This is a genomic window from Bifidobacterium amazonense (assembly GCF_018555435.2).
GTDB lineage: Bacteria > Actinomycetota > Actinomycetes > Actinomycetales > Bifidobacteriaceae > Bifidobacterium > Bifidobacterium amazonense.
Map to the genome: position 1 here is coordinate 1 of NZ_JAFEJT020000056.1, position 21,091 is coordinate 21,091.

Annotated in this window: 23 protein-coding genes; 18 read left to right on the top strand and 5 right to left on the bottom strand. The window is 62.1% G+C overall.

Annotation, left to right across the window (positions count from 1 at the left end; translation table 11 throughout):
• Positions 1-222: 222 nt before the first annotated feature.
• Complete coding sequence (locus JS533_RS10940) at positions 223-1,059, bottom strand: SDR family NAD(P)-dependent oxidoreductase (RefSeq protein ID WP_241514569.1); 837 nt, start codon at positions 1,057-1,059, stop codon at positions 223-225.
• A 242-nt stretch (positions 1,060-1,301) separates the two neighbouring features.
• Between JS533_RS10940 and JS533_RS10945 the strand changes: the two genes are divergently transcribed.
• The 3 genes from JS533_RS10945 to JS533_RS10955 all read left to right on the top strand — a co-directional run bounded on the left by JS533_RS10945 (position 1,302) and on the right by JS533_RS10955 (position 3,205).
• Positions 1,302-1,616 (top strand): hypothetical protein, encoded by a 315-nt coding sequence (locus JS533_RS10945; protein WP_241514570.1) that lies wholly within the window; start codon positions 1,302-1,304, stop codon positions 1,614-1,616.
• Positions 1,617-1,760: 144 nt separating this feature from the next.
• Positions 1,761-2,312 carry a DUF3592 domain-containing protein gene (locus JS533_RS10950; RefSeq protein ID WP_241514571.1) on the top strand — a complete coding sequence of 184 codons (552 nt, stop codon included), beginning with the start codon at positions 1,761-1,763 and terminating at the stop codon, positions 2,310-2,312.
• Between the two features lie 149 nt (positions 2,313-2,461).
• Entirely contained in the window at positions 2,462-3,205 is a 744-nt protein-coding gene (locus JS533_RS10955) for a trimeric intracellular cation channel family protein (RefSeq protein ID WP_241514572.1), read from the top strand.
• Positions 3,206-3,328: 123 nt separating this feature from the next.
• On the opposite strand, the gene rpsT is transcribed toward JS533_RS10955, so the two are convergent.
• Complete coding sequence (gene rpsT, locus JS533_RS10960; protein ID WP_094729387.1) at positions 3,329-3,589, bottom strand: 30S ribosomal protein S20; 261 nt, start codon at positions 3,587-3,589, stop codon at positions 3,329-3,331.
• 246 nt (positions 3,590-3,835) lie between these two features.
• Between rpsT and lepA the strand changes: the two genes are divergently transcribed.
• Positions 3,836-5,716, top strand: coding sequence for a translation elongation factor 4 (gene lepA / locus JS533_RS10965; protein ID WP_033494285.1), 1,881 nt, complete (start codon positions 3,836-3,838; stop codon positions 5,714-5,716).
• A gap of 105 nt (positions 5,717-5,821) precedes the next feature.
• On the top strand, positions 5,822-7,135 hold the full coding sequence (gene hemW / locus JS533_RS10970; protein ID WP_241514573.1) for a radical SAM family heme chaperone HemW: 1,314 nt from the start codon (positions 5,822-5,824) through the stop codon (positions 7,133-7,135).
• Between the two features lie 28 nt (positions 7,136-7,163).
• Here hemW and JS533_RS10975 read toward each other — a convergent pair whose 3' ends face one another.
• Complete coding sequence (locus JS533_RS10975; RefSeq protein WP_241514574.1) at positions 7,164-7,739, bottom strand: TetR/AcrR family transcriptional regulator; 576 nt, start codon at positions 7,737-7,739, stop codon at positions 7,164-7,166.
• A gap of 158 nt (positions 7,740-7,897) precedes the next feature.
• On the opposite strand from JS533_RS10975, the gene JS533_RS10980 reads away from it, so the two are divergent.
• Complete coding sequence (locus tag JS533_RS10980) at positions 7,898-8,167, top strand: hypothetical protein (protein WP_241514575.1); 270 nt, start codon at positions 7,898-7,900, stop codon at positions 8,165-8,167.
• On the opposite strand, the gene JS533_RS10985 is transcribed toward JS533_RS10980, so the two are convergent.
• Both JS533_RS10985 and JS533_RS10990 read right to left on the bottom strand, forming a co-directional pair.
• Entirely contained in the window at positions 8,106-8,762 is a 657-nt protein-coding gene (locus JS533_RS10985; RefSeq protein ID WP_241514576.1) for a sugar O-acetyltransferase, read from the bottom strand. The genes JS533_RS10980 and JS533_RS10985 overlap by 62 nt on opposite strands.
• A 123-nt stretch (positions 8,763-8,885) precedes the next feature.
• Positions 8,886-9,455, bottom strand: coding sequence for a DUF1349 domain-containing protein (locus tag JS533_RS10990; RefSeq protein WP_241514577.1), 570 nt, complete (start codon positions 9,453-9,455; stop codon positions 8,886-8,888).
• A gap of 247 nt (positions 9,456-9,702) precedes the next feature.
• On the opposite strand from JS533_RS10990, the gene JS533_RS10995 reads away from it, so the two are divergent.
• The 12 genes from JS533_RS10995 to JS533_RS11050 all read left to right on the top strand — a co-directional run bounded on the left by JS533_RS10995 (position 9,703) and on the right by JS533_RS11050 (position 21,005).
• A complete protein-coding gene (locus JS533_RS10995) occupies positions 9,703-10,623 on the top strand; it encodes a helix-turn-helix transcriptional regulator (protein ID WP_241514578.1) in 921 nt (306 codons plus the stop codon).
• Between the two features lie 328 nt (positions 10,624-10,951).
• A complete protein-coding gene (locus tag JS533_RS11000; protein WP_241514579.1) occupies positions 10,952-11,536 on the top strand; it encodes a hypothetical protein in 585 nt (194 codons plus the stop codon).
• Between the two features lie 40 nt (positions 11,537-11,576).
• A complete protein-coding gene (locus JS533_RS11005; protein ID WP_241514580.1) occupies positions 11,577-12,251 on the top strand; it encodes a response regulator transcription factor in 675 nt (224 codons plus the stop codon).
• A gap of 123 nt (positions 12,252-12,374) precedes the next feature.
• A complete protein-coding gene (locus JS533_RS11010) occupies positions 12,375-13,481 on the top strand; it encodes a sensor histidine kinase (protein WP_241514581.1) in 1,107 nt (368 codons plus the stop codon).
• Complete coding sequence (locus tag JS533_RS11015) at positions 13,481-14,200, top strand: hypothetical protein (RefSeq protein WP_241514582.1); 720 nt, start codon at positions 13,481-13,483, stop codon at positions 14,198-14,200. Before JS533_RS11010 ends, JS533_RS11015 begins: the two co-directional genes overlap by 1 nt.
• A gap of 220 nt (positions 14,201-14,420) precedes the next feature.
• Positions 14,421-15,059 carry an IS607 family transposase gene (locus JS533_RS11020; protein WP_241514583.1) on the top strand — a complete coding sequence of 213 codons (639 nt, stop codon included), beginning with the start codon at positions 14,421-14,423 and terminating at the stop codon, positions 15,057-15,059.
• Positions 15,046-16,665 carry a zinc ribbon domain-containing protein gene (locus JS533_RS11025; RefSeq protein ID WP_241514585.1) on the top strand — a complete coding sequence of 540 codons (1,620 nt, stop codon included), beginning with the start codon at positions 15,046-15,048 and terminating at the stop codon, positions 16,663-16,665. The genes JS533_RS11020 and JS533_RS11025 overlap by 14 nt, the downstream gene beginning before the upstream one ends.
• 178 nt (positions 16,666-16,843) lie before the next feature.
• A complete protein-coding gene (locus JS533_RS11030) occupies positions 16,844-17,452 on the top strand; it encodes a flavodoxin (RefSeq protein ID WP_241514587.1) in 609 nt (202 codons plus the stop codon).
• A gap of 66 nt (positions 17,453-17,518) precedes the next feature.
• Positions 17,519-18,814 carry a ferric reductase-like transmembrane domain-containing protein gene (locus JS533_RS11035; RefSeq protein ID WP_241514588.1) on the top strand — a complete coding sequence of 432 codons (1,296 nt, stop codon included), beginning with the start codon at positions 17,519-17,521 and terminating at the stop codon, positions 18,812-18,814.
• Between the two features lie 390 nt (positions 18,815-19,204).
• Positions 19,205-19,714, top strand: a complete 510-nt coding sequence (locus JS533_RS11040) for an MFS transporter (protein ID WP_241514590.1) — start codon at positions 19,205-19,207, stop codon at positions 19,712-19,714.
• A 41-nt stretch (positions 19,715-19,755) separates the two neighbouring features.
• Entirely contained in the window at positions 19,756-19,926 is a 171-nt protein-coding gene (locus JS533_RS11045; protein ID WP_241514592.1) for a hypothetical protein, read from the top strand.
• A gap of 95 nt (positions 19,927-20,021) precedes the next feature.
• The gene (locus JS533_RS11050; protein ID WP_241514594.1) at positions 20,022-21,005 is read left to right on the top strand and encodes a type IV toxin-antitoxin system AbiEi family antitoxin domain-containing protein; all 984 of its coding nucleotides are present in this window, start codon (positions 20,022-20,024) and stop codon (positions 21,003-21,005) included.
• The last annotated feature ends 86 nt before the right edge of the window (positions 21,006-21,091 follow it).

The window sequence follows — 21,091 nt, forward strand, 5'->3', positions numbered from 1 at the left end:
AGTTTGACGATCGAGAGGCTGATTCATCTTCCTGCACGGGTCGGTTTGACGATCGAGAGGCTATGATTCGTCGGACAACCGGATGTATGGCCCGACATGCGACCGTAATATGGCCGTTTTGACGCCGATACCCACTCGCGCTCGCCTCTCGATCGTCAAACCGAGCCTTGCAAAACCGGAAATCAGCCTCTCGATCGTCAAACTCCGCGGCACAATCGTGGTTCACAGGTAGATGCGACGCATGATGAACTCGACCGTGCGGTCGGGCAGCAGACGTTTGAGCAGCATGAGCGTCTGATACGTGCGCCCCACGGCCACACGCACCGGCGGATTCCGTCTGGCGAGCGTGCGCACGATGACCTGTGCCACGATGTCCGGGCCGGCACCGGTCTGCTCGTCGTGCGCCATGTGGCCGACCGACCGCCGACATTCCTCGGCATACGGCGAACCCGCGGGCTCGCCGGTCACGCGCGCACCGGTGAACCCGGTTGCGAGATCGCCCGGTTCGACGATCGTGGCGACGATGCCGTGACGTCGTCCCTCCAAACGCAACGCCTCCACGTACATCTCCAACGCAGCCTTGGATGAGGAGTAATGCGATTGGAACGGCAGTCCGATTCTGCCGCCGATCGACCCGACGACGATCACGCGGCCACGGCGGTGCGTGCGCGACGCGGTCCGCCGCAGCAACGGCAGCGCGATCTCGTTGACCTGCAGCACACCGAAATAGTTCACGTCAAGCTGTTTGCGGGCAAGCGCCATCGGTGTGCATTCCGCGGAACCGGCGATGCCGAATCCGGCGCAATGCACGATCGCGTCGAGACGAGGAAGTGCGCTCACGATGGTTCGGATGGTGTTGGGATCGGTGACGTCCATCTCCTGTGTGATGAGCTCGCCGCGACCGAACCGTTGCGTGTGCGGGATATCGGCCGCATTCAATCCCACTGCGATCGCGCGTTTGCCCTGCGCGGCGAGTATCTCCGCCGTCGCCTTGCCGATGCCGCTGGTGCCGCCCGTGACCAGCACCACCGCCCGTCCATCATCCTTGATCGTATCCATGCACACCATTATCGCGCGCGATTGCAGGACTTGCGGTTCTCTGAGGATCGTGTTCCGTGGCTTATTGCCTTAGTGACTTCCGCTTTTGGGTGTATCGATCAAATTGTATGAAGAGTTGAAAACCATGGACAGAACGGAGAAGCACAGCAGCATCATCGCCATCAACGACGGCAGCCGGTATCTGCTTTACTATGACGCCGGGTGGAACTGCGATTTCTTCCCCAACCATGCCACGGCGGACAATGAAGCAGAAAACGTGCGGCTGCTTGACGGATTACCTGTCCGCGGGATTCGACATTCCGCGCGAGGATTTCGCTCTTACCCGTATCGTGGACGAGACGCATGAGAAGTACTCCACGGAGCATCGGGAAAACCGCGTCTACGACTACACGCTGTACAAGGCTACGATTCTGAACATGCTGGCGGCGTGGAAGAGCGAGCGGTTCCATGTGGATTCGAAGGATTGCCGATGGATGACCTGCGATGAGATGCTCGCCGACGAAACCATACGCACCATCAATCATGACGTGGTGGCGATGGTAAGGGACCACGCATAGCAGGCATGTGTCCATAAGCGGGGGAGAGGTGCGCTCGTATCGCCGTCGGGCCTGTGCCCCGCGCTCTCGCACTCCCGCAAGAGTTCACGCGCGGTTCACTTTCGGTTCTGTGTGCCGGGCGGCGGACGCTGGGATAATCGAAGCATGATCGAAACGGTTGGCGCTGGTGCGGCCGCGATGGCCGCGATGTTCGGGATGACGGTGTCCGCAGGGGCCGACGCGGTGCGTGCGGTCGGCCGAGCGATCGCGGAATCGGACGGATACGCATCGTTGGGGGACCCGATCATGCTGATTCCCGCGCTCGCGCCGATCATCGTCGGGCTGATCATCCTGATCCCCTGCATCAAGGCGTTCTTCGAAAAGGACGACCACCATGCGCGCTGCACCGCCAAAATCGACGGCGTCGTGAGCGAAGTGCTCGAAGACTACGACAACGACGGCACGCTATGGTCGCCGGTGTTCTCCTATACGGTCGCCGGCCGTGAATACCGCATCGAATCCGGCACATGGTCGCGTCCGTGCAAACTGCATAAGGGCGACCGCGTGACCGTGCACTACGATCCGTTCGAGCCATCCAGTGCATGGGTGAAGGAGGATCGTGGCGTCTCGATCCTGCTCATCGGCTTCGCCGGAGCAGCGGTGCTGGATATCCTCGCCGGCGGCGCCCTCCTGGTGGCGTGGATCCTCAACCAGTAGTGACGATTCGAAGGCGATGAGCCGACCGATCCCGCCATTCCGACAGGCGGCGGGTGGTTCGCGGGACAAGACCGTGGTGTACCCTCGGTACGGCATCGATGTCGCATGTCGCGGCATCGACCGGAACGCGACGTGAGGGGAGTGGCTCGATGGAACTTGCTCTGGAAAGCAACGCCTTTTTCATGGGGGTCGAATATCTGGCGGTTTTCTGCTGCGGGCTCATGGGCGGCCTGTGCGCGGTGCGCAAGAACTACGATCTGATCGCCATGCTCATCACCGCATGGCTGACCGCGCTGGGCGGCGGCATCGTGCGCGACATCGTGCTCGGCTCGCTGCCGCCCGTCGGCATCGCCGACAAGGGATTCGTGATCACCGCGCTCGTCTCCGGTCTCGCCGTGGCCGTCTTCCACCCGGAAGTCGACAAGCTCAAATGGTCGATGCTCACCATCGACGCACTCTCCGTAGGCCTGTTCGCGGTCAACGGCACGTCCAAGGCCATGATTCTCGGCATGTCCGGCATGACGTCCGTGTTCCTCGGCATGATCACCGCGTTGGGCGGCGGACTGGTGCGCGACATGCTGCTCAACGACGTACCCATGTTCATCCGAGACAAGCACTGGTACGCCATCCCATCCGCCGTCGGCAGCGTGCTCACCGTGTTCGTATGCAAGGGCGTGCAGGCACGCGTCCTCAACTTCAACGCCGAGGTCGCACTGGATGTCTCCATCGTTGTTCTCGTCGTCGTCATGCGACTGCTGTCCGTCAAGTTCAACATCACCATGCCCGGGGCGATGGTGCGGCACGAGGTGTTCCTACCGAGCCAGTCGCGGTATCTGCAGCGTCCGGTGATCCATCCGCATGCCGACGACGACCGTCGGACCCGGGACGAGTGACGGCCGGCGGCGGAACGTCCGTTTCGTCGCCCCGATGCGGTCGGATGCGGAGAGTCGATATGAAAAGGTCCCGCGCGCCTTTCGGCGTGCGGGACCTTTTGCTTTGCCTTGATCAGGCTATGATCACATGGCGTTGATCGCGACGGCCAGACCGGACTTGCGGTTCGCGGCCTGGTTCTTGTGGATCACGCCAGCGCCGGCGGCCTTGTCGAGCTTCTGGGCGGCGACCTTGTAGGCGGCCTCGGCGGCGGCCTTGTCACCGGAGGCGATGGCCTCGCGGGTGGCGCGGACGGCGGTCTTCAGGGCCGACTTGACGGCCACGTTGCGGATGTGCGCCTTCTCATTGGTGAGCACGCGCTTCTTCTGCGACTTGATGTTTGCCACATTTACTCCAAACGACGTTTGCTATAAGGACATACAAACGGTCATGATAACATGCAGTGCGGATAAAACGCGAGACTTTTTAGGAGTGTCGCGGACATAATGCCGAGAGGGCCCGGTAAACTGGTGAACTTGGTAGTGAAAACCGTTGCGCCCCGGACAGTCAGGACCGATTGTCGCACGATTGCGGGAACGACGCAACGACAGTACGGCGACGAGTCCGTATGAAGAGACAAGGAGACGGATCAGGTGATCGAACCGAAGAACAAGCCCGGATATACCGACCAGTCGCTGATCCGCAACTTCTGCATCATCGCGCACATCGACCACGGCAAGTCCACCGTGGCCGACCGCATCCTCCAGCTGTCCGGCATCGTGCCCGAACGCGAGATGCGCGACCGCTTCCTCGACCGCATGGACATCGAGCAGGAGCGCGGCATCACCATCAAATCGCAGGCCGTGCGCGTGCCGTGGACGTTCGACGGCACCGAATACACGCTCGGCATGATCGACACCCCCGGCCACGTCGACTTCACGTACGAGGTCTCCCGCGCGCTCGCCGCATGCGAGGGCGCGGTGCTGCTCGTCGACGCCACCCAGGGCATCGAGGCGCAGACCCTGTCGAACCTGTACATGGCCATCGACCACGACCTGACCATCATCCCCGTGCTCAACAAGATCGACCTGCCCTCCGCCGAGCCGGACAAGCACGCCGAGGAGATCGCCGGACTCATCGGCTGCGAGCCGAGCGACGTGCTGCGCGTGTCCGGCAAGACCGGCGAAGGCGTGGCCGAGCTGCTCGACCGCATCGTCATGGAGGTGCCCGCGCCGCACGGCGATCCGAAGGCCCCGGCCCGCGCGCTCATCTTCGACTCCGTGTACGACTCGTACCGTGGCATCGTCACCTACATCCGTATGGAGGACGGCGAGCTGCACGCCCGCGAGAAGGTGCACATGATGGGCATCGGCATGACGCACGATCCGATCGAGATCGGCGTCATCAGCCCCGACATGATGCCCACCAAGGCGCTGGGAGCCGGCGAGGTCGGCTATATCATCACCGGTGCGAAGGACGTGAGCCAGTCGAAGGTCGGCGACACGCTTACCTCCGCCGTGCGCCCCGCCACCGAGCCGCTGCCCGGCTACCGCGATCCGCAGCCGATGGTCTACGCCGGCCTGTTCCCGATCGACAACGCCCAGTTCCCCGACCTGCGCGACGCGCTCGACAAGCTCAAGCTCAACGATGCGGCGCTCATCTACGAGCCGGAGACGTCCGTCGCGCTCGGTTTCGGCTTCCGTTGCGGCTTCCTGGGACTGCTGCACATGGAGATCGTCTGCGAGCGACTCGACCGCGAGTTCGGTCTCGACCTGATCTCCACCGCGCCGAACGTGCCGTACGACGTGACCGCCGAGGACGGCAGCGAACATCACGTGACCAATCCGAGCGAGTTCCCGGACGGCAAGATCAAGAAGATCGTCGAGCCGATGGTCGCGGCCGACATCATCACGCCGAAGGAGTTCATCGGCGCGGTCATGGACCTGTGCCAGGACCACCGCGGCATCATGGGCACGATGGAATACATTTCCGCCGACCGCGTCGAGATGCACTACCGCATCCCGCTCGCCGAGATCGTGTTCGACTTCTTCGACCAGTTGAAGTCGCGCACCAAGGGCTACGCGTCGCTCGACTACCATGAGGACGGCGAGCAGGCGGCCGATCTGGTCAAGGTCGACATCCTCATCCAGGGCGAGAAGGTCGACGCGTTCAGCGCGATCGTGCACCGCGACAAGGCGTACAGCTATGGCGTGATGATGACGAAGAAGCTGCGCGAGCTCATCCCGCGCCAGCAGTTCGAGATCCCGATCCAGGCGGCGATCGGCTCGCGCATCATCGCCCGCGAGAACATCCGCGCGCTCAGGAAGGACGTGCTCGCCAAGTGCTACGGCGGCGACATTTCCCGCAAGCGCAAGCTGCTCGAAAAGCAGAAGGCCGGCAAGAAGCGCATGAAGATGCTTGGCCACGTCGAGGTGCCGCAGGAGGCGTTCATCGCCGCCCTGTCCACCGGCGACGCCGGCAACGACCGCGACACCAAGGACAAGATCCGCGCCGCGCAGAAGACGGAAGGCTGAGCCGATAGGTGAGCGAAGGTCGGATTGAGTCTTCGCATAGCGAAGTCCGTAATTGCGGGGCCGGAGGCGACGCGTAAAGAGCTTGAATGAGGAGTGATAGTCGCGATGACCTATGAAATCTACGTCCACGTGCCATTTTGCATGCGGCGCTGCGGATACTGCGATTTCAACACGTACACGGCCGTCGACCTCGGCGCGGGCGCGTCGCGCGGCAACTACGCGAACATGGTGATCCGCGAGATGGAGCTCGTGCGTGACTGGCAGCTCGCACACGGCATCGAGGAGCCGGCGGCCGACACCGTGTTCTTCGGCGGCGGCACGCCCACCATCCTCGCCGCCGACGACCTCGTGGCCATGCTGGACGCCATCCGCCGCATCTGGGGCATCGCCCCGAACGCGGAGATCACCACCGAGGCCAACCCGGACACCGTCAACGAGTACTACATCAACCGGCTCGCCAAAGGCGGCTTCACCCGCATCTCGTTCGGCATGCAATCCGCCGTGCCGCACGTGCTGCGCACGCTCGACCGCACGCACACGCCGGCCAACGTGGCCGCAGGCGTGGCCGCGGCCAACAAGGCCGGACTGCGCTCCAGCGTCGACCTGATCTACGGCGCGCCGGGGGAGAGCCTCGACGACTGGCGCACCTCCGTGCGCACCGCCGTCGATCTCGGCGCGAACCACATCTCCGCGTACGCGCTCACGGTCGAGCCGACCACCAAGATGGGTCGTCAGATCGCGGCAGGCACCCTGCCCAAGCCCGATGACGACGACGAGGCCGCGAAATACGAGATCGCCGACGACCTGTTCGCCGCGGCCGGACTCGAATGGTACGAGGTGTCCAACTGGGCGCGGCCGGGCCATGAGAGCCGGCACAACCTCGGCTACTGGCGCAACGTCGACTGGGCGGGGCTTGGCCCGGGAGCGCATTCGCACTACAACCATGCGGTCGCTGCGACGGCAGCGGATGATGACGGGTCTGTACTTACTCCGATCGCGGACGATCGACGGACCTCTGACGACGCCATCGTGCGTACCGCTGCCAATACCGCGCACGGCCTGCGCAGCTGGGACATCGCGCATCCCCGCCTGTGGGGCGCCGCCATCAACGAAAGCCGCGTCCCGTGGGGCGGCAGTGAGACCATCACGCCGGGCGAGAATCTTGAGGAACTCATCATGCTTGGATTACGGCTGCGCGAAGGACTTGACCTGAACCGCATCAACCATGCCGTCGTCGAATCCGACGCCAACGGTGCGGACACGCCGTTCCACCGCATCGACCCGGCCGAACTGCGTCCGATGGTCGAGGACGGTCTCATCGTCATCGACCCCGCAACCAACCGCGTCGTGCCCACGCGCAAGGGCCGGCTCCTCAACGACGCCGTCATCGAACGGTTCTTCGACCTCGCCGGCATCTGACCGACCTATCCCGCCGTCGGTCTCTTCGTCAACATTCCACGCCGTGCAGCAGGGCGTGCGTGTAGGCGTGGAGTTGTTCGCGGTCGAGCGTGTGGCCGCGCAGATACGCCCAGTCGAGCACGAGCATGAGCGTGTTCGCGTAATGGTCGGCGACCAGTTCGGCCGGCAGGTCGAAGCGGTCTCGTTTGATGCAGGCGAGCATGATCTCGCGTGCGCGCCGTTCGATGAACGTGTGCAGGCTGGAGAACAGCGTGCCTTCGGGCGGATTGTGCGCGAGGATCGCGTGGAGCGCGTCCACATTGGATTCCAGGAGGTCGGCCATGGAGTCGAGCGCGACGTCCACGCGCCGTGACGGTTCGACCGACGCGAGATCGGCGGAATCCGTACGCCCGGCCAACGCGATCCAACAGTAGTTGAGCAGGTCGTCGCGATCCTCGAAGTAGTTGTAGAACGTGGCGCGCGGGTATCCTGCGGCCTCGCACAGTTCGTTGACGCTGATGTCGGCGAACGACTTGGCTTGCAGCAGCGTGGTCATCGCTCCGAAGAACGCGTCGAGCGTGCGCTGCGTGCCGCGCGTGAGCTTGGCGTTGAGATCCTTCTTCATGACTGCCCAGCATAATCGATCGTCCATGATTTTGCGGTTGTCCAACTATGTGTTATTTTTTAGACAGTTGCAAAAATATAGACGATTGAAAATCCGTAATCATAGCAAACGACAAGAAGGCCACTGCGCTCGCCGAGCCACTGACCCTGCCCTGCGGCGTGACGCTGAAGAACCGCTTCTACAAGTCCGCGATGAACGAGGCGCTCGCCGGCCGCGACTGCGCGCCGACCGAAGCCCATGTACGCCTGTACCGCGAGTGGGCGAAGGGAGGAACGGGCGTGCTCGTCACCGGCAACGTGATGGTCGACCATACGCAGCTCGGCGAATCCGCTCGCGTCGGGAAAGCCCGGGCGCCGGGTGATGTCGTCATCGGGCTGCGTCGCGGGCGGCGATGCGCTCGCAGAAGCCGGTCTTGTCCGCTTCGGTGATCGGACGCAGCACGCGGGCCGGATTGCCCACGGCGATCATACCGGCCGGAATGTCGTGCGTGACGACCGACCCCGCGCCGATCACCGCACCGCGGCCGATGGTCACGCCGCCGAGCACCGTCACATGGCCGCCGAGCCACACGCCGTCTTCAAGGACGATCGGCTTGGCTTGGCATGCGCCGTTCTTGCGTTCCTCGAAGTCGAGCGCGTGGTTCGTGGCGAACAGGCCGACCATCGGCGCGATCCACACGTAGTCGCCGATCGTGATCGGCGCGTTGTCGAGCATCACGCAGTCGAAGTTGATGTACGCGTGCGAACCGATCGAGATGTTGCGGCCCATCTCGCAGCGGAAGTTCGGCTCGATGAACACGTCGTCGCCGACCGCGGCGAACAGCTGCTCCATGATCGCGCGGCGTTCGGCCTCCTGATCGTAGTCGAGCGCGTTATAGGCGCGGAACAGCTTCTTGGCTTCCACTCGCTTGCGTTCGATCTCCGGATGCGAGTCCTGATAGACCTCGCCGGCCACCATGAGATCCCATTCGACGCGCCCCTCGGGCGTGAGATCGGCGGTGACGTCGTAGGTGTTCTGGGTCATGGTCGTTCGCTCCTTTGCTGATGCTGCGTATACGATATTGTGTACGATCGTACATTATAGATGGCGTGTCCGATGTATCCGAATCGGATCGCGTGCACCGATGCAGGTCCGGGGTCCGCATAGTCACTGTCCGGCCCTCGGATCGGACAGCCGGTGGTCGAGGATCTCGAAGTCGGTGAACGTGCGCGTGCCGCCGTCTCCGGTGGGGGACTGGGCCTCGAACCCGACCTTGAGCAGCCGATCGAACGACATGGAGGAACACAGGCGCGACATGAACCACTGCATGCCGTCGAAGGAGTAGTGGATCGAGAACACGTCGTCGGTGCGGGCGAGCTGCAGCCAGACGAAATCGCCGTGGACGGTGACGCCGTAGCAGTCGTCCGAAACGCCGTCGGTCGCCACGGTGACGACCGACTTGAACCCGTAGTCGCCCTGCTCGAAGCAGGCTTTCACCCAATGCGTATCGTCTTGATAGGCGAACAGCGCACCGCCGTCGAACTTCGCCTTGTGCTCGAGCGAGATCTTGGCTCGGCAGACGAAATCGCCCACGACGGGCCGGTAGACGAAGGCCGCGTCGGCGACCACGCTGTCGTCCACCGGGTTGACGAAGAAGTCCTTGCCCGGTATGGATTCTATGGTCAGCACGTTGCCGATGATCTTGAATGTGACGTTGTCCGAGTTTGCGCGCAGCATGATGGGATTCCTTTCGGCTGATGGTCCGGGTCGATGCTCGCTCCGGCTTGTGACGGTGTGTGCGGGATCGGTGCCCGGCGTTGCGTATCCCCGTTTGACTGGGGGTAGTTGATTATGATGATAATTCCTCGAACTCCTCCCGAGGGCGTTTATTGTGGCGAAATATTGGTATGATGATTCCTGAGTATAGGAGAATCGTTCCATGATGATGGATACGATATGCGAAAATGCATGGAGGTGAGGTGGTATGGCGAATATCGCGGTTCGGGTGAACTCCGACTATCTGGAGGACATGCGGTACGACGACCCCACCCTGCCGATCCACTTCTGCATGGACTACTTCGACACGCTCGCCGGTCATGAGATCAACGTGCACTGGCATCGCGACTTTGAATTCGCGATCATGCTGCGCGGCGGATGCGACTATCATCTCGCCGGCGACGGCGCGATACGACTCGAACAGGGCGATGGCATCTTCGTCAACTCCGAGACGCTGCACTCGGCCGACAATCCCGCTCCGGGCGCGATCATGAGCTGCGTCACGTTCTCGCCGCTGTTCTTCACCGGGCAGCCGTCCGGCACGATCTATAGCCAGCACGTCCTGCCGGTCGCGAACCGGCCGCTCGCCGGCCTGCGACTCGACGCGAACCGTGACCGTGACATACTCGCCGAAATACTGGCTGTCACGTCAATCGGCAAACATGAGTCGACCGCACCGCTGGAATACGTCGAACACGTGGCAAGACTGTGGCGACTGACGTTGTCGGCACTCGACAAGGTGCCGGACGAGCGGCCGGACGATACGGAACTGCTTCGTGAACGGCGCATGCGCACCATGATGACGTTCATCCAACGGCATTTCGGCGACGGCATCGATGTGGCCGACATCGCGGCCAGTGCCGGCGTCGGCCGTACCGAATGCTTCCGGCTGTTCACGCGTCTCGCCGCGGTCAGCCCGGGGGAGTATCTGATCTCCTACCGTCTGCGCCGGGCCGCGGTGATGCTCGTTTCCGGCGACGATTCCGTCGCGTGCGTCGCCCATGTCTGCGGGTTCAACGACGCCAGCTATTTCGCCAAACGGTTCCGGCAACGCTACGGATGCACGCCGAGAGAGTACCGTGCTGGTGCCGGCCGGGATCCGTACCTGACGACAGGTCCGCAGTCGTGATCGTAAGATGGGCGACGCTATTGCGCGTGCCAGACCATGTACAGCGCGCTTGACGCCGTGGCCTTGAAGCTCACGGACGAGGAGATCGCCTATCTCGAGGAGCCGTACGTGCCGCACAAGCTCGTCGGCGTCATGGCCTTCAACCACTGAGCTCGTCGCACAGCCTCGCAGGATGACGAAGAATAGGAGACGTCAACGGCTTTCATGAATCGTTAACACTCGTTCAACATGGCGTTGTCATACGCCCATACGCTCGTGCCCGAACACCAACCAACCATGCGTGCGGCCGTGAACGCCGCCGGCAGGATAACGGGACAAGGAGCGAGACATGGAATCGCGTTATGAGGGCAACGCCACGGATTTCGTGGGCTACGAGTATACGATCGCGCACGTGGGAACGGCATACGAGTCGATGGTGGCGGACGGCTACCGGAACTTCGGCTGGGTGCCGGATGGACCGGAACGATCGGGGCATGGCGAACTGCGGTTCAAACGCGATCGCAGTCTGCCCAACCGCGCCGGACTGACCCGGCTGCAACGCCAGTTCGACTCGCATATCCGCGAACTGGAACGACTGGAGAACGCTCCCGCCCGCACGTCGTCGATCGTCGGCCTGAGCGCCGGACTGATCGGATGCGTGTTCCTGGGCGGGGCGACGTTCTCCTACCTGGGCGGGCTTATGGCGTTGATGGTCGTGCTGGCGATTCCGGGATTCCTCTGCTGGCTCGGCGCATGGCCGGCCGCCAAACGGGCACGCTCCATCGTGACGGCGCGCAACGAGCCGGCGATCGATCATCTTCATGACATGAACTACGACGTATGCAGGCACGCGAACTCGCTGCTCATGCGCGGCGACGTGCGGACGAATGATGTGAGTGCGGACGAGTCGCAGGCGAGCGGGGCGGGGGAGTAACCTGAAACCATCGGACTTCCGGAAGCGCAGGAGGGGACGTATGGCAACCATCGTGGTCGTCGAGGACGAGAGGGAACTCAACGACATCATGTGCATGTACCTGCGCGACGCGGGGTACATGGTGTACGGGTGTCTGTCGGCCGACGAGGCGTACGCGGCGATGCATGGCCGAATCATCGACCTCGTGATCTCGGACATCATGATGCCGGGCATCGACGGGTTCGAGTTCGCGGCGAAACTGCGGCGGATGGACGACCATCTGCCGATCATCTTCGTGACCGCCAGGGATGACATGGCCGCGAAACGGCACGGGTTCCATACCGGCGTGGACGACTACATGGTCAAGCCGATCGAACTGGACGAACTGGTGCTGCGCGTCGAAGCGTTGCTGCGACGCGCCGGCATCGAGGAAAGCCATCTGCTCAAGGTCGGCGGGTTCGAGATGAACGCCACCGAGATGTCCGCCCAGCTGGACGGCAGACCGGTCGAACTGACCGTGCGCGAGTTCAACATCCTGTACAAATTGCTGAGCTACCCGCGTCAGGTGTTCTCGCGCGGCCGGCTCATGGACGAATTCTGGGGGCAGGATGCGGACAACAACCTGCGCGTCACCGACGTGTACATCACGCGACTGCGCCAGAAATTCGCCGGCTGCCCCTACTTCAGCATTCTGACCGTGAGGGGACTCGGCTACAAAGCCGTCCCGAACCAGTGACCGCTTTCGGCTTTCCCCCGGAGCGTAGTCGTCCGTGAAGCGAGCCGAGAGAAGCCGAGGCGGGAACGCGATCCTTCAGGGAGGGGAGCCAGCCAGCTTGCGACGGAGGAGCAGGGAATCGATATGAACGATATGAAACAGCCTGACCAGCCAGCCCGATACGGCATGATCTCCGGCCCGTTGTCCGGTGGGATCATACTGTGGTCGTTCGTGACGTTCCTGCTGGCCGCCGCCGGACAGATGAGCCTGATCGTCTGGCTGCCGCGGCTGCTGCCGGTATTCGACCGGTGGTATCTCGCCGTGGCGGTCCTGGTCTACTGGCTGGCACTGGCCGTGGCGTTCGCATGGGTGATCGGCCGGCAGATCCACGAACGCATCGAAAGGCCGATGCAGGAGATCGGAGAAGCAGCCGGCAAGGTCGCCAAAGGCGATTTTTCCGTATACGTGGCGCCCCAGCACATCGAAGGCGGCCGGGACTGGGATTCGACCGACCAGATGTTCGCCGACTTCAACACGATGGTCGCCGAACTGGGCGGCATCGAAACCATGAAGAACGATTTCGTCTCCAACGTGAGCCACGAAATCCGCAACCCCTTGGCCGTCATCACGAACTACGCGACCATGATGCGCGACGTGGACATGGACAGGGCCCGGCGTGAGAAATGCGCGCGGACCATCATTTCCGCGTCCGAACGACTCAACATGCTGGTGACCGACATCCTCAGGCTCAACAAGCTCGAAAGCCAGACTATCGTGTCCGAAGCGCGCGACTATGACCTCGTCCGTCAGCTTACCGACGAGATCCTCGCGCTGGACGACCTGTTCACCGAAAAGAACGTCGACCTTGACTGCGACATCGAAGACGCGGCGATGGTGCACGCCGATCCCGGCATCGTCGCGCTCATCTGGAGCAACGTCCTCGGCAATGCGCTCAAGTACACCGAGCCCGGCGGTCATGTGAGTCTCACCCAACGTTCGCGCGGCGGCACGGTATCGGTCGCAATCAGCGACGACGGCTGCGGCATGACCCCCGACGAGATCGCGCACATGTTCGACAAATTCTATCAGGGCGACACCTCGCATGCCGTACAGGGCAACGGACTCGGCATGGCGATGGTCAAACGCGCCGTCGAATTGAGCTGCGGATTCATCAACGTGACCAGTGCCAAAGGCCAAGGCACCACCGTCACCGTGCGCCTTCCCGCTGCGAAGCAAGATGACGAGTCGTGATGAAGCAGCGTAAACGACCAGTAACGGAACGGGTCGCCCATAGTCTGGTGCGTCGTGAGGGGACGTTGCCGGCCAAGGGGGCGCACTGGTATCTGCAGTGGCGGGCGTTGGAGAACAACGATCGCGTGGTCATGGCGGCGGTGGTCTCCGCCACTATCGGCATGCTGACCGCGGTCGTCAAGTTCGCGATCGGCGTATGGGCCATGTCGCTGCTGTTCATCGCCACCGGCGTCTACTACGCGATCCTGTGCGCCGCGCGGTCCGCGGTGATCCGCACCCACGTGCGTACCCGCGTCATCACGGACGCGAACGAGCGGCGCGAGCGTGAACTGCGTGTCTACCGGCGCACCGGCATGTTCCTGTTCGTGGTCGGATTGGCGTATGCCATGTCCTGCGTGGCCATGCTGTCCGTCGGACGGCAGCCTCGCACCAACATGATCGTGGCGATCACCGTCGCCACGATCACGTCGGTGAAGATCGGCGGCGCGATACGCGGTATGGTCGTCGCCCATCGCACCAAGGATCCCATCGACTCGTCGGTCAAGTACCTGTCGTTCGCCGACGCGCTGTTCTCGCTGGTCACCACGCAAAACGTCCTGCTGCTCGCTGAGCACTCACCGAACGCGACCGTCAGCTCCGCCCTGTTCGGCATCGCGTTGGGCGTGGTGGTGATGGCGCTCGGCATATGGATGACCGTGCGCCGCCCGCGCTTCGCATGATCGCCGACATCATCCGCGGCGTTCCATCCGCGTTGACTTCGAGCGCTCGAACTTCCTAGCATCGGCGGTTAACGATCCGCGTGGACGTTCGTACAAGGGAACATCCACGTACGCCAAGCGATGAAAGGACGGTCATGTGGTCAGCCTGTTCTGCTGTTGTCTTATTTGTGGATATTTGGGTTAGTTGCTATAATTATGTCTTGTAAGGGGGGTGTTCGTGATGGTTAAGTATCTTCGTCGTGCGGAGGCGGCTGAGCGTTTGCATTTGTCGGTGGCCGCGTTCAAGCTGATCGTCGCTTCCGGTTCTATTCGTTATGAGCTGACTCCCGGTGGGCAGAAGGTGTATGATCCGCATGAGATCGACCGGTATATGGCCGAGAAGCAGGGAACCCCGTTGCCGGAGGGCAAGCTCGTGTTCTACGTGCGTGACAGCGAGGGAAACACTGTGCGCATGAACACGCAGGTCGAACGACTGACTGCCGCGTACGGGGAGCCCGTGAACGTGTATCGGGATCGTGCATCCGGGTTGAACGAGCGGCGCAAGGGCCTGGCCCGCTTGTTGGATGATGCCGAGAACCACATGTTCGACCGGGTCGCGGTCACCGCGCGTGATCGCCTGTCCCGGTTCGGCTCCTCCTATTTGGAGCGGCATCTTGGGTATCTGGGCGTGAAGCTGGTCGTGTTGGACGGAGAGCGCGAGAAGGGCATGACGGATGAGCTCATGGATGATTTCATGAGCCTGTTGGCCTCGTTTGCGGGCCGGTTTTACAAGCTGCGTTCCGTCGAGCATCAACGGTTGCTGTTGAAAAAAGCGGAAGCCCGCCTGGATGGGAAGGCGGATCGGGATGAAGGCGAGTGAGGTCGCGTGCGGCGTGCCCGCGTTGGAGCCGATCCGTGTCACGGACACGATGACTGGCGTGGAACTGGCCCCCATGGACGTGGAGGCCCTGTTCTGGAATCATCTGGATCGTGCGCGCCACTGCCAGAACATGATGATCCGGTTGAACACGGGACTATCGGCCAAGGGCGAGGGGTTTGGCAACGAGTGGGCGCGCAAAAACGTGTGTTTGGTCTCTCTGCCGGCCTTGTTTCGGAACCTGTCGCATCAGAACCGGGTCAACCAATGCGAGACGGCTCGTCTCGTGCTCGCCTGGCAGGCGCGCGAACGCGTCGCCACCGCATTGGACAAGCTCGGTTGGGATAAGGCGACCTGCAAGGACGTGTCCGATCTGCTCGGCAGGCAGGTCGACCCTCAGTTGTTTGCCAATGTCGTCAACCATGGCGGGCATCCCATTATCCCCACCGTGGTGCATACGCGGTTCCCTTATGACCAGTCGAACAACAATTCCTGCCGTCAAGGCGAGATCGACTTCGACCGTGAGACGGTTACCTATCGTCGTATGGCGGTCGCGGACCGTTTCGTGGACGTGACCCTTGTTTTTCCGAACATGCGCCGACGGTATCCGGACATGATCCGCGTGTCCCGTCCGACCATGCGACGTACCAATGATGGTCGGATCGTGTTCGACCTGGTCGTGTTCGAACGAAGACCGGTGAAACCGGACGTGTCGAAGACGCCGCACGTGGTCGGCTTCGATTTCAACGCGGACTGGCATGGCGGCATCAGCGGCGTGCGCCTCGCCTACAACGGGCATGTGAGCCGCGAGCTTATCGTGGGTGTGGACACCCAACGCCAGCAGATAGTGTTGGAACGCCTGTACGTCGAATACCAGCGTTGCCTTACGGCGCTCAAGAACCTCATGCCCTGGCAGCGCCCCTCGGATCCGGACGATCCTATTCAGGTCGCTGCGTATCCGAAATGGGAGCGTCTGTACTCGCAGTCGATCACATTACGGGACAAGATGTACCGGATCAAGGAACTGTTGGATTGGCGGTACGCGCACGACATCATCAGTCACGCGAAGCCCGGCGAACTGATCGCGGTCGAGAAACTGGACGCGTTCGACGCGTCCGGCCGTTACGAATTCCGCCACGGCAGCCAGCTCGCCAAGCTCGACCACGTCGCGAACCGGAACGGGCGCCGCGTCGTCCAGGTCAACCCCGCGCACACATCCGACACGTGCCCATGGTGCCACACGCGCGTCAAGAACCTCGGCAGGAAACGTGAATACCAATGCCCCGGCTGCGGGCGCACCATCCAACGCGACTATGGGTCCGCGGTCAACATCGCCGACCGGGGACGCCGCTACCTGGGACACAAGGGCAATCCGATCACCCCACCCAAAGGACGTCCCACGCGTAAACGTCCGAAACTGACAAGAACACGGCACTCGGGTGCCGTACCACACGATCAAACGTCAGGGACCGGCAAGGGGCCGGCCTCCTTCCACGCCACAGCGCAAGCGGGCATGGCGACGGCGATTATCCGGAATACAAGGAAGCGGACGGCCGCGACACCACTAGTGCCGTCCAGAACCGCCACGCGATTACGGCAGGAACCGTAATCACCTCATTCCGAATAACCCTGTCTCTCATCCGTTCCATACGTTCCGGGCATGGGGTGCCGTGCCCGCAAAACATTGGAACAAGGCGACGAATCCTCGTTCAATGGATAGCGATCCCCGCTCTTTCAGCACAGCAAGGAGACCCATCACGAGAAAAACCCTGACCGCGATCCTGTCCTTGGGTCTGATCGCCGCGCTCGCCGGCTGCGGTGGCACGACATCCGGCCCGTCCGCGACCGGCACCACGTCCGGTTCCGGCAAGGAATCCAGTAGCCGGCAGTCGGATTCCGCGACACGGCCGGCCGCCGACGGCAAGGCGCTTATCGCCTACTTCTCCCAGACCGGCAACACGAAGACCGTGGCCGACATCATCGCGCAGCAGACCGGCGCGGACGAGTTCCGCATCGAACCGGCCACGCCGTACAGCGACGACTACGACACGCTGCTGGAGGTCGCGCAGCAGGAGAAGCAGGACGACGCCCGGCCGGCCATCGCCGACACCATCGACAACCTCGACGACTACGACGTCATCTATCTGGGCACGCCGATCTGGTGGTATGAGGAACCGATGATCATCCGCACGTTCCTCGACGACTACGACCTCGCCGGCAAGACCGTCGCGCCGTTCTGCACGTCCGGCGGCTCCTCCTGCGACCGGTTCGTCGACTCCCTGACCGAACGAGAACCGGACGTGACGATACTCGACCCGTTGCAGGTGAACGGCTCGAGCGCGGCCGATTCCGCCGACGACGTAACCGCGTGGCTGCGTGACAACAGGCTGATCTGACCGGCTTAGGCTGAAATCGGAATCAGCATCAATCCCGGCATCCATTCCCAAAGAAAGGTTCCATTGATGACACGATCAGGCAACCTCATTCCCGCGCGGCTCGCGGCGGCGTGGATCGTCGCGCTCGCCGTGGTTCCCGCGCCGTTCGTCGCGACGATGGCGGCGTTCATCCGGCCCGTCTACCGTACGGCGTTCATGACGCCGATCGCGTTGGGCGTCATCGCGTATGTGTGGATGTTGGAAGCCGTGTATCTGAGCTGCCGTCCGCGCTGGCTCGATCGGCTGATCGGTCTGCCGAACATCTATATGATGCATGGCGTGCTCGGCATGCTGGCCTTGATACTGGCGGCGTTCCACCGCGCCGATCTGCCCGCGTTCGGCCCGGCGAAAATGTACGGGAACCTCGCGTTCTGGCTATTGCTCGCCGTGGTGGTGCTGGCGGTGATCTTCATGGCCCGGTGGATCGCCGACCTGATCCCGCCGATCGGATGGCTGAAACGGCAGCTCGAACGCGTGTTCCGCCACGAGATCAACGTGTGGCTGCACCGGATCATCCTCATCGCCGTGGTGCTGGTGTGCTTGCATTTCCATGCGATCCGCTACATCGTCACGGTCACGCCGTTCATCGTGCTGACCGATGCGGCGACCATCGCGGTGCTGGCATGGTACGCGTACAGCCGGTGGCATGAACGGTTCGGCGCGCTGCACGGCCGGGTCATCTCCTGCACGCTGGCCGCGCCGAACGTGTGCAGGCTGACCGTGCGCGTGCCCGGCATCAGCCACGGCTGGGAGGAGGGCGACTTCGCGTTCCTGCGGTTCCCGCGCGTCAATGGCATGAAGGAATACCATCCGTTCTCGATGGCCAACATGCCCAACGGCGAGGATGAGGCCGTGTTCCTGATCCGAGGCGACGGCGACTTCACGCGCCGCCTGCCGACCGTGGCGGCCGCCGGCACGGACGTGGACATGCTGCCGCCGTTCGGCCGCTATCGCCGATTCCTCGACGAGCATGGGGGAGACCGGCCGATCGTCGTATTCGCGGGCGGCATCGGCGTCACGCCCCTGCTGCCGATCATCTTCCGTTTCGGCGACGGGCGCCGACCGGTGCGGGTCATGTACTGTGCGCATGATGAGAACGGACTGCTGTGTCGCGACGAGCTTGAATCGTGGAGCCAACGCACCGGCAGTCTGCTTACGCTCAAGGTGGGCCGGTTCACCGCGGAGGAGCTGCGATCGGCCGTCACACCGGACGCCGTCTACCTCATCGCCGGTCCGACCGGTATGACCCGCACCGTGCGACGCGTCCTGCGCAAGGCCGGCGTCAGCGCCGAGGACATCTGCTACGAGCCATTCGCGTGGTAGCGAAGCTGGCTCTGTCCGGAGCGGAGCCGATGCCGACGACAACGAACAACGGCGGGGTGCCGCATCGCAGTGATGCGGCACCCCGCCGTTTCATTCGACCGAAGGATTGGGCCTGCTGCTCAGCAGCGCCGTGTAGTCGGCGACGGCCTTGTCCAGCTCCTCGTCGGTGATGGAGAGCATGCCGTTGTGTGCGCGAACTGCATTGGATCGTCGTGTGACGGCCGCGTATTACTTACTGCTGGTGGAGATGAGGTCCGCTACGGATCCGTTTTCCATCGGCATGACCAATCCACGACCATCAACGATTGGCAACGCGCAATCCCATGGCACAACCATCCACACAATTGCAACGATCTGAGCCATGGCCCTTGTCCCGTATCATTCCCGTGCTTGTGTTTAGCATCTTTCGGCATACTCTGCACGGAAACCGGCATCATCGGCATCCTTCCTGACGTCGCGACCCGTTTTGGCATCGAAGCCGCCCAAGCCGGCCTGTTCCCCGCCTTGCCCGCACAGCGGGCTAGGGGATACCTGGAGCAAGTCTCCGCGCTGGTAAGGTCCCTGCCTATCGTTTCCCTGCTGATCATCGTGGGCGTGCAGGCCGCGATCTTCTCCACCTACGCGTACGCGGCAGAGTATATCACCGAAGTTGGTGGCATCCAGGGCGAAACGCAATCGGCGCTGCTGCTTGGCTTCGGCGCCGCCGGCCTGATCGGCGACCATCTTGCCGGGCGTCTCCTGTCAAGCGCATCCGCGAGGATGCTGATGGTGTTTCCCCTGATCGTCTGTGCGTTGTACGCGGTGCTGAACGGTTCGGCGATTCAGTCGATCGTTTTCGGTGCGATGGTGTCGTATGGGGCGCGCTGTACGGCTTCGGCGACAACGTGCAGCAGTACGTAACCTCGACCTCGATACCGGAGTATCCGGATTTCGCGAACGGCATGTTCATCTCCTTCGGCAACATCGGCATCGTCGTGGGTACCTCGCTGGGTGGATACGCCGTCGGCGGCCCCGGCATCTCGGCCACGCCCTTTGTGTGTCTCGCGCTTTCGGCGGCCTTGTACAGCTCCTCGTTGGTAATGGAGAGCATGCCGTGGACGGCGAACGCTTGACGAACGTCATACCGACGTGCCCAGCGATCGTCAGTCCTAGGTCGTTGGATATTAAACAATCTTGGATTGTATATTATTTAATATACAATCCAAGCATGAGTAGATATTCCGTTCTTCAACGGCTGGCCCCGCTGATGGCAACGCAATGGGGGTTGGTCACCACTGCGCAAGCGCAGCAGCTGGGAGTCGCGCGGTCTGTCATGTCCCGGCTGGAGTCGGCAGGCAAGCTGGAGCGGCTATGCAAAGGCGTGTACCGTAACACTTCCGCACCATCTGAACGGTTCGAATCACTGCATGCCGCGTGGCTGTCGCTGTATCCCGAGAAAACTGCGGAGAAGCGGCTTCAGGATTTCCGGCCTGACGCTGTGGTGTGTTCGCATACCGCCGCATGGCTTCTGGGAGTCGGTGATTTTGTTCCGGAACCTTACTGCTTTGGTACTCCGGTAAGGAAACAAACGCAACGGATAGACATCATGATCCGACTGAAAGATTATCCGGCTGAGTCGCTGACCATGCGCGAGGGGCTGCCGGTGACGACTTTCGAACAAACCGTTACTGACCTCGTAGCTGAGAACACGGATCTCTCGCTGGTGCAGAACATGTTCCTGAATTGCAGCATCGAAATGTACGACAATCTCAATCGGTCATATCTGGAAGAATTGCTTGCCCCATATGCGAAGCGCAACGGTTTCGCTGCAGGCGATGGCGAAGGACTGCTGCATGAGCTTACCGATGCGGTGGATGAGCGTATACGGCAAGGTGTTCAGTCGGCTCATCAGCTAGCCTCGCAGATCATTACTCCGCAAATCAGGGAGCTGCGGCAGGCTCTTGCGAAGATGCCGTATCCGCAGCAATACCCTGATTCCTTGCTGTCGATGATTGACGCTCTTGACAAGACGCAGAGCACAGCGCTTGAGCAAGGAATACGAAAGATATTGGAAGCGATTCGCCCCAATATGCTGCAATCTTTCCAGGTCCTCAACCCTGGTCGGGACTTCATACAACCAGAAGGACACACACATTCAAAGGAACAAAATGAGGCGCTATTGCTGTTTTCGTGGGTGTGGGTTCGTTGTTGAGTCGTTGAGGGAGTAAGAGAAAAGCGCTTTCTGGGTAGGATGTTTAACGACCAAGAAAAACAACAACCAAAAAGCGCCTGATGAAC

Coding starts and splice junctions, on each gene's coding strand:
- JS533_RS11015 (WP_241514582.1), top strand. CDS start 13,481: ATGAAGCAGCGTAAACGACCAGTAACGGAACGGGTCGCCCATAGTCTG.
- hemW (WP_241514573.1), top strand. CDS start 5,822: ATGACCTATGAAATCTACGTCCACGTGCCATTTTGCATGCGGCGCTGC.
- JS533_RS11000 (WP_241514579.1), top strand. CDS start 10,952: ATGGAATCGCGTTATGAGGGCAACGCCACGGATTTCGTGGGCTACGAG.
- JS533_RS11005 (WP_241514580.1), top strand. CDS start 11,577: ATGGCAACCATCGTGGTCGTCGAGGACGAGAGGGAACTCAACGACATC.
- JS533_RS10975 (WP_241514574.1), bottom strand. CDS start 7,739: ATGAAGAAGGATCTCAACGCCAAGCTCACGCGCGGCACGCAGCGCACG.
- JS533_RS10950 (WP_241514571.1), top strand. CDS start 1,761: ATGATCGAAACGGTTGGCGCTGGTGCGGCCGCGATGGCCGCGATGTTC.
- JS533_RS11035 (WP_241514588.1), top strand. CDS start 17,519: ATGACACGATCAGGCAACCTCATTCCCGCGCGGCTCGCGGCGGCGTGG.
- JS533_RS11050 (WP_241514594.1), top strand. CDS start 20,022: ATGAGTAGATATTCCGTTCTTCAACGGCTGGCCCCGCTGATGGCAACG.
- JS533_RS10995 (WP_241514578.1), top strand. CDS start 9,703: ATGGCGAATATCGCGGTTCGGGTGAACTCCGACTATCTGGAGGACATG.
- JS533_RS10945 (WP_241514570.1), top strand. CDS start 1,302: ATGAAGCAGAAAACGTGCGGCTGCTTGACGGATTACCTGTCCGCGGGA.
- JS533_RS10940 (WP_241514569.1), bottom strand. CDS start 1,059: ATGGATACGATCAAGGATGATGGACGGGCGGTGGTGCTGGTCACGGGC.
- JS533_RS10990 (WP_241514577.1), bottom strand. CDS start 9,455: ATGCTGCGCGCAAACTCGGACAACGTCACATTCAAGATCATCGGCAAC.
- JS533_RS11045 (WP_241514592.1), top strand. CDS start 19,756: ATGTTCATCTCCTTCGGCAACATCGGCATCGTCGTGGGTACCTCGCTG.
- JS533_RS10955 (WP_241514572.1), top strand. CDS start 2,462: ATGGAACTTGCTCTGGAAAGCAACGCCTTTTTCATGGGGGTCGAATAT.
- JS533_RS11025 (WP_241514585.1), top strand. CDS start 15,046: ATGAAGGCGAGTGAGGTCGCGTGCGGCGTGCCCGCGTTGGAGCCGATC.
- JS533_RS10985 (WP_241514576.1), bottom strand. CDS start 8,762: ATGACCCAGAACACCTACGACGTCACCGCCGATCTCACGCCCGAGGGG.
- JS533_RS11010 (WP_241514581.1), top strand. CDS start 12,375: ATGAACGATATGAAACAGCCTGACCAGCCAGCCCGATACGGCATGATC.
- JS533_RS11020 (WP_241514583.1), top strand. CDS start 14,421: ATGGTTAAGTATCTTCGTCGTGCGGAGGCGGCTGAGCGTTTGCATTTG.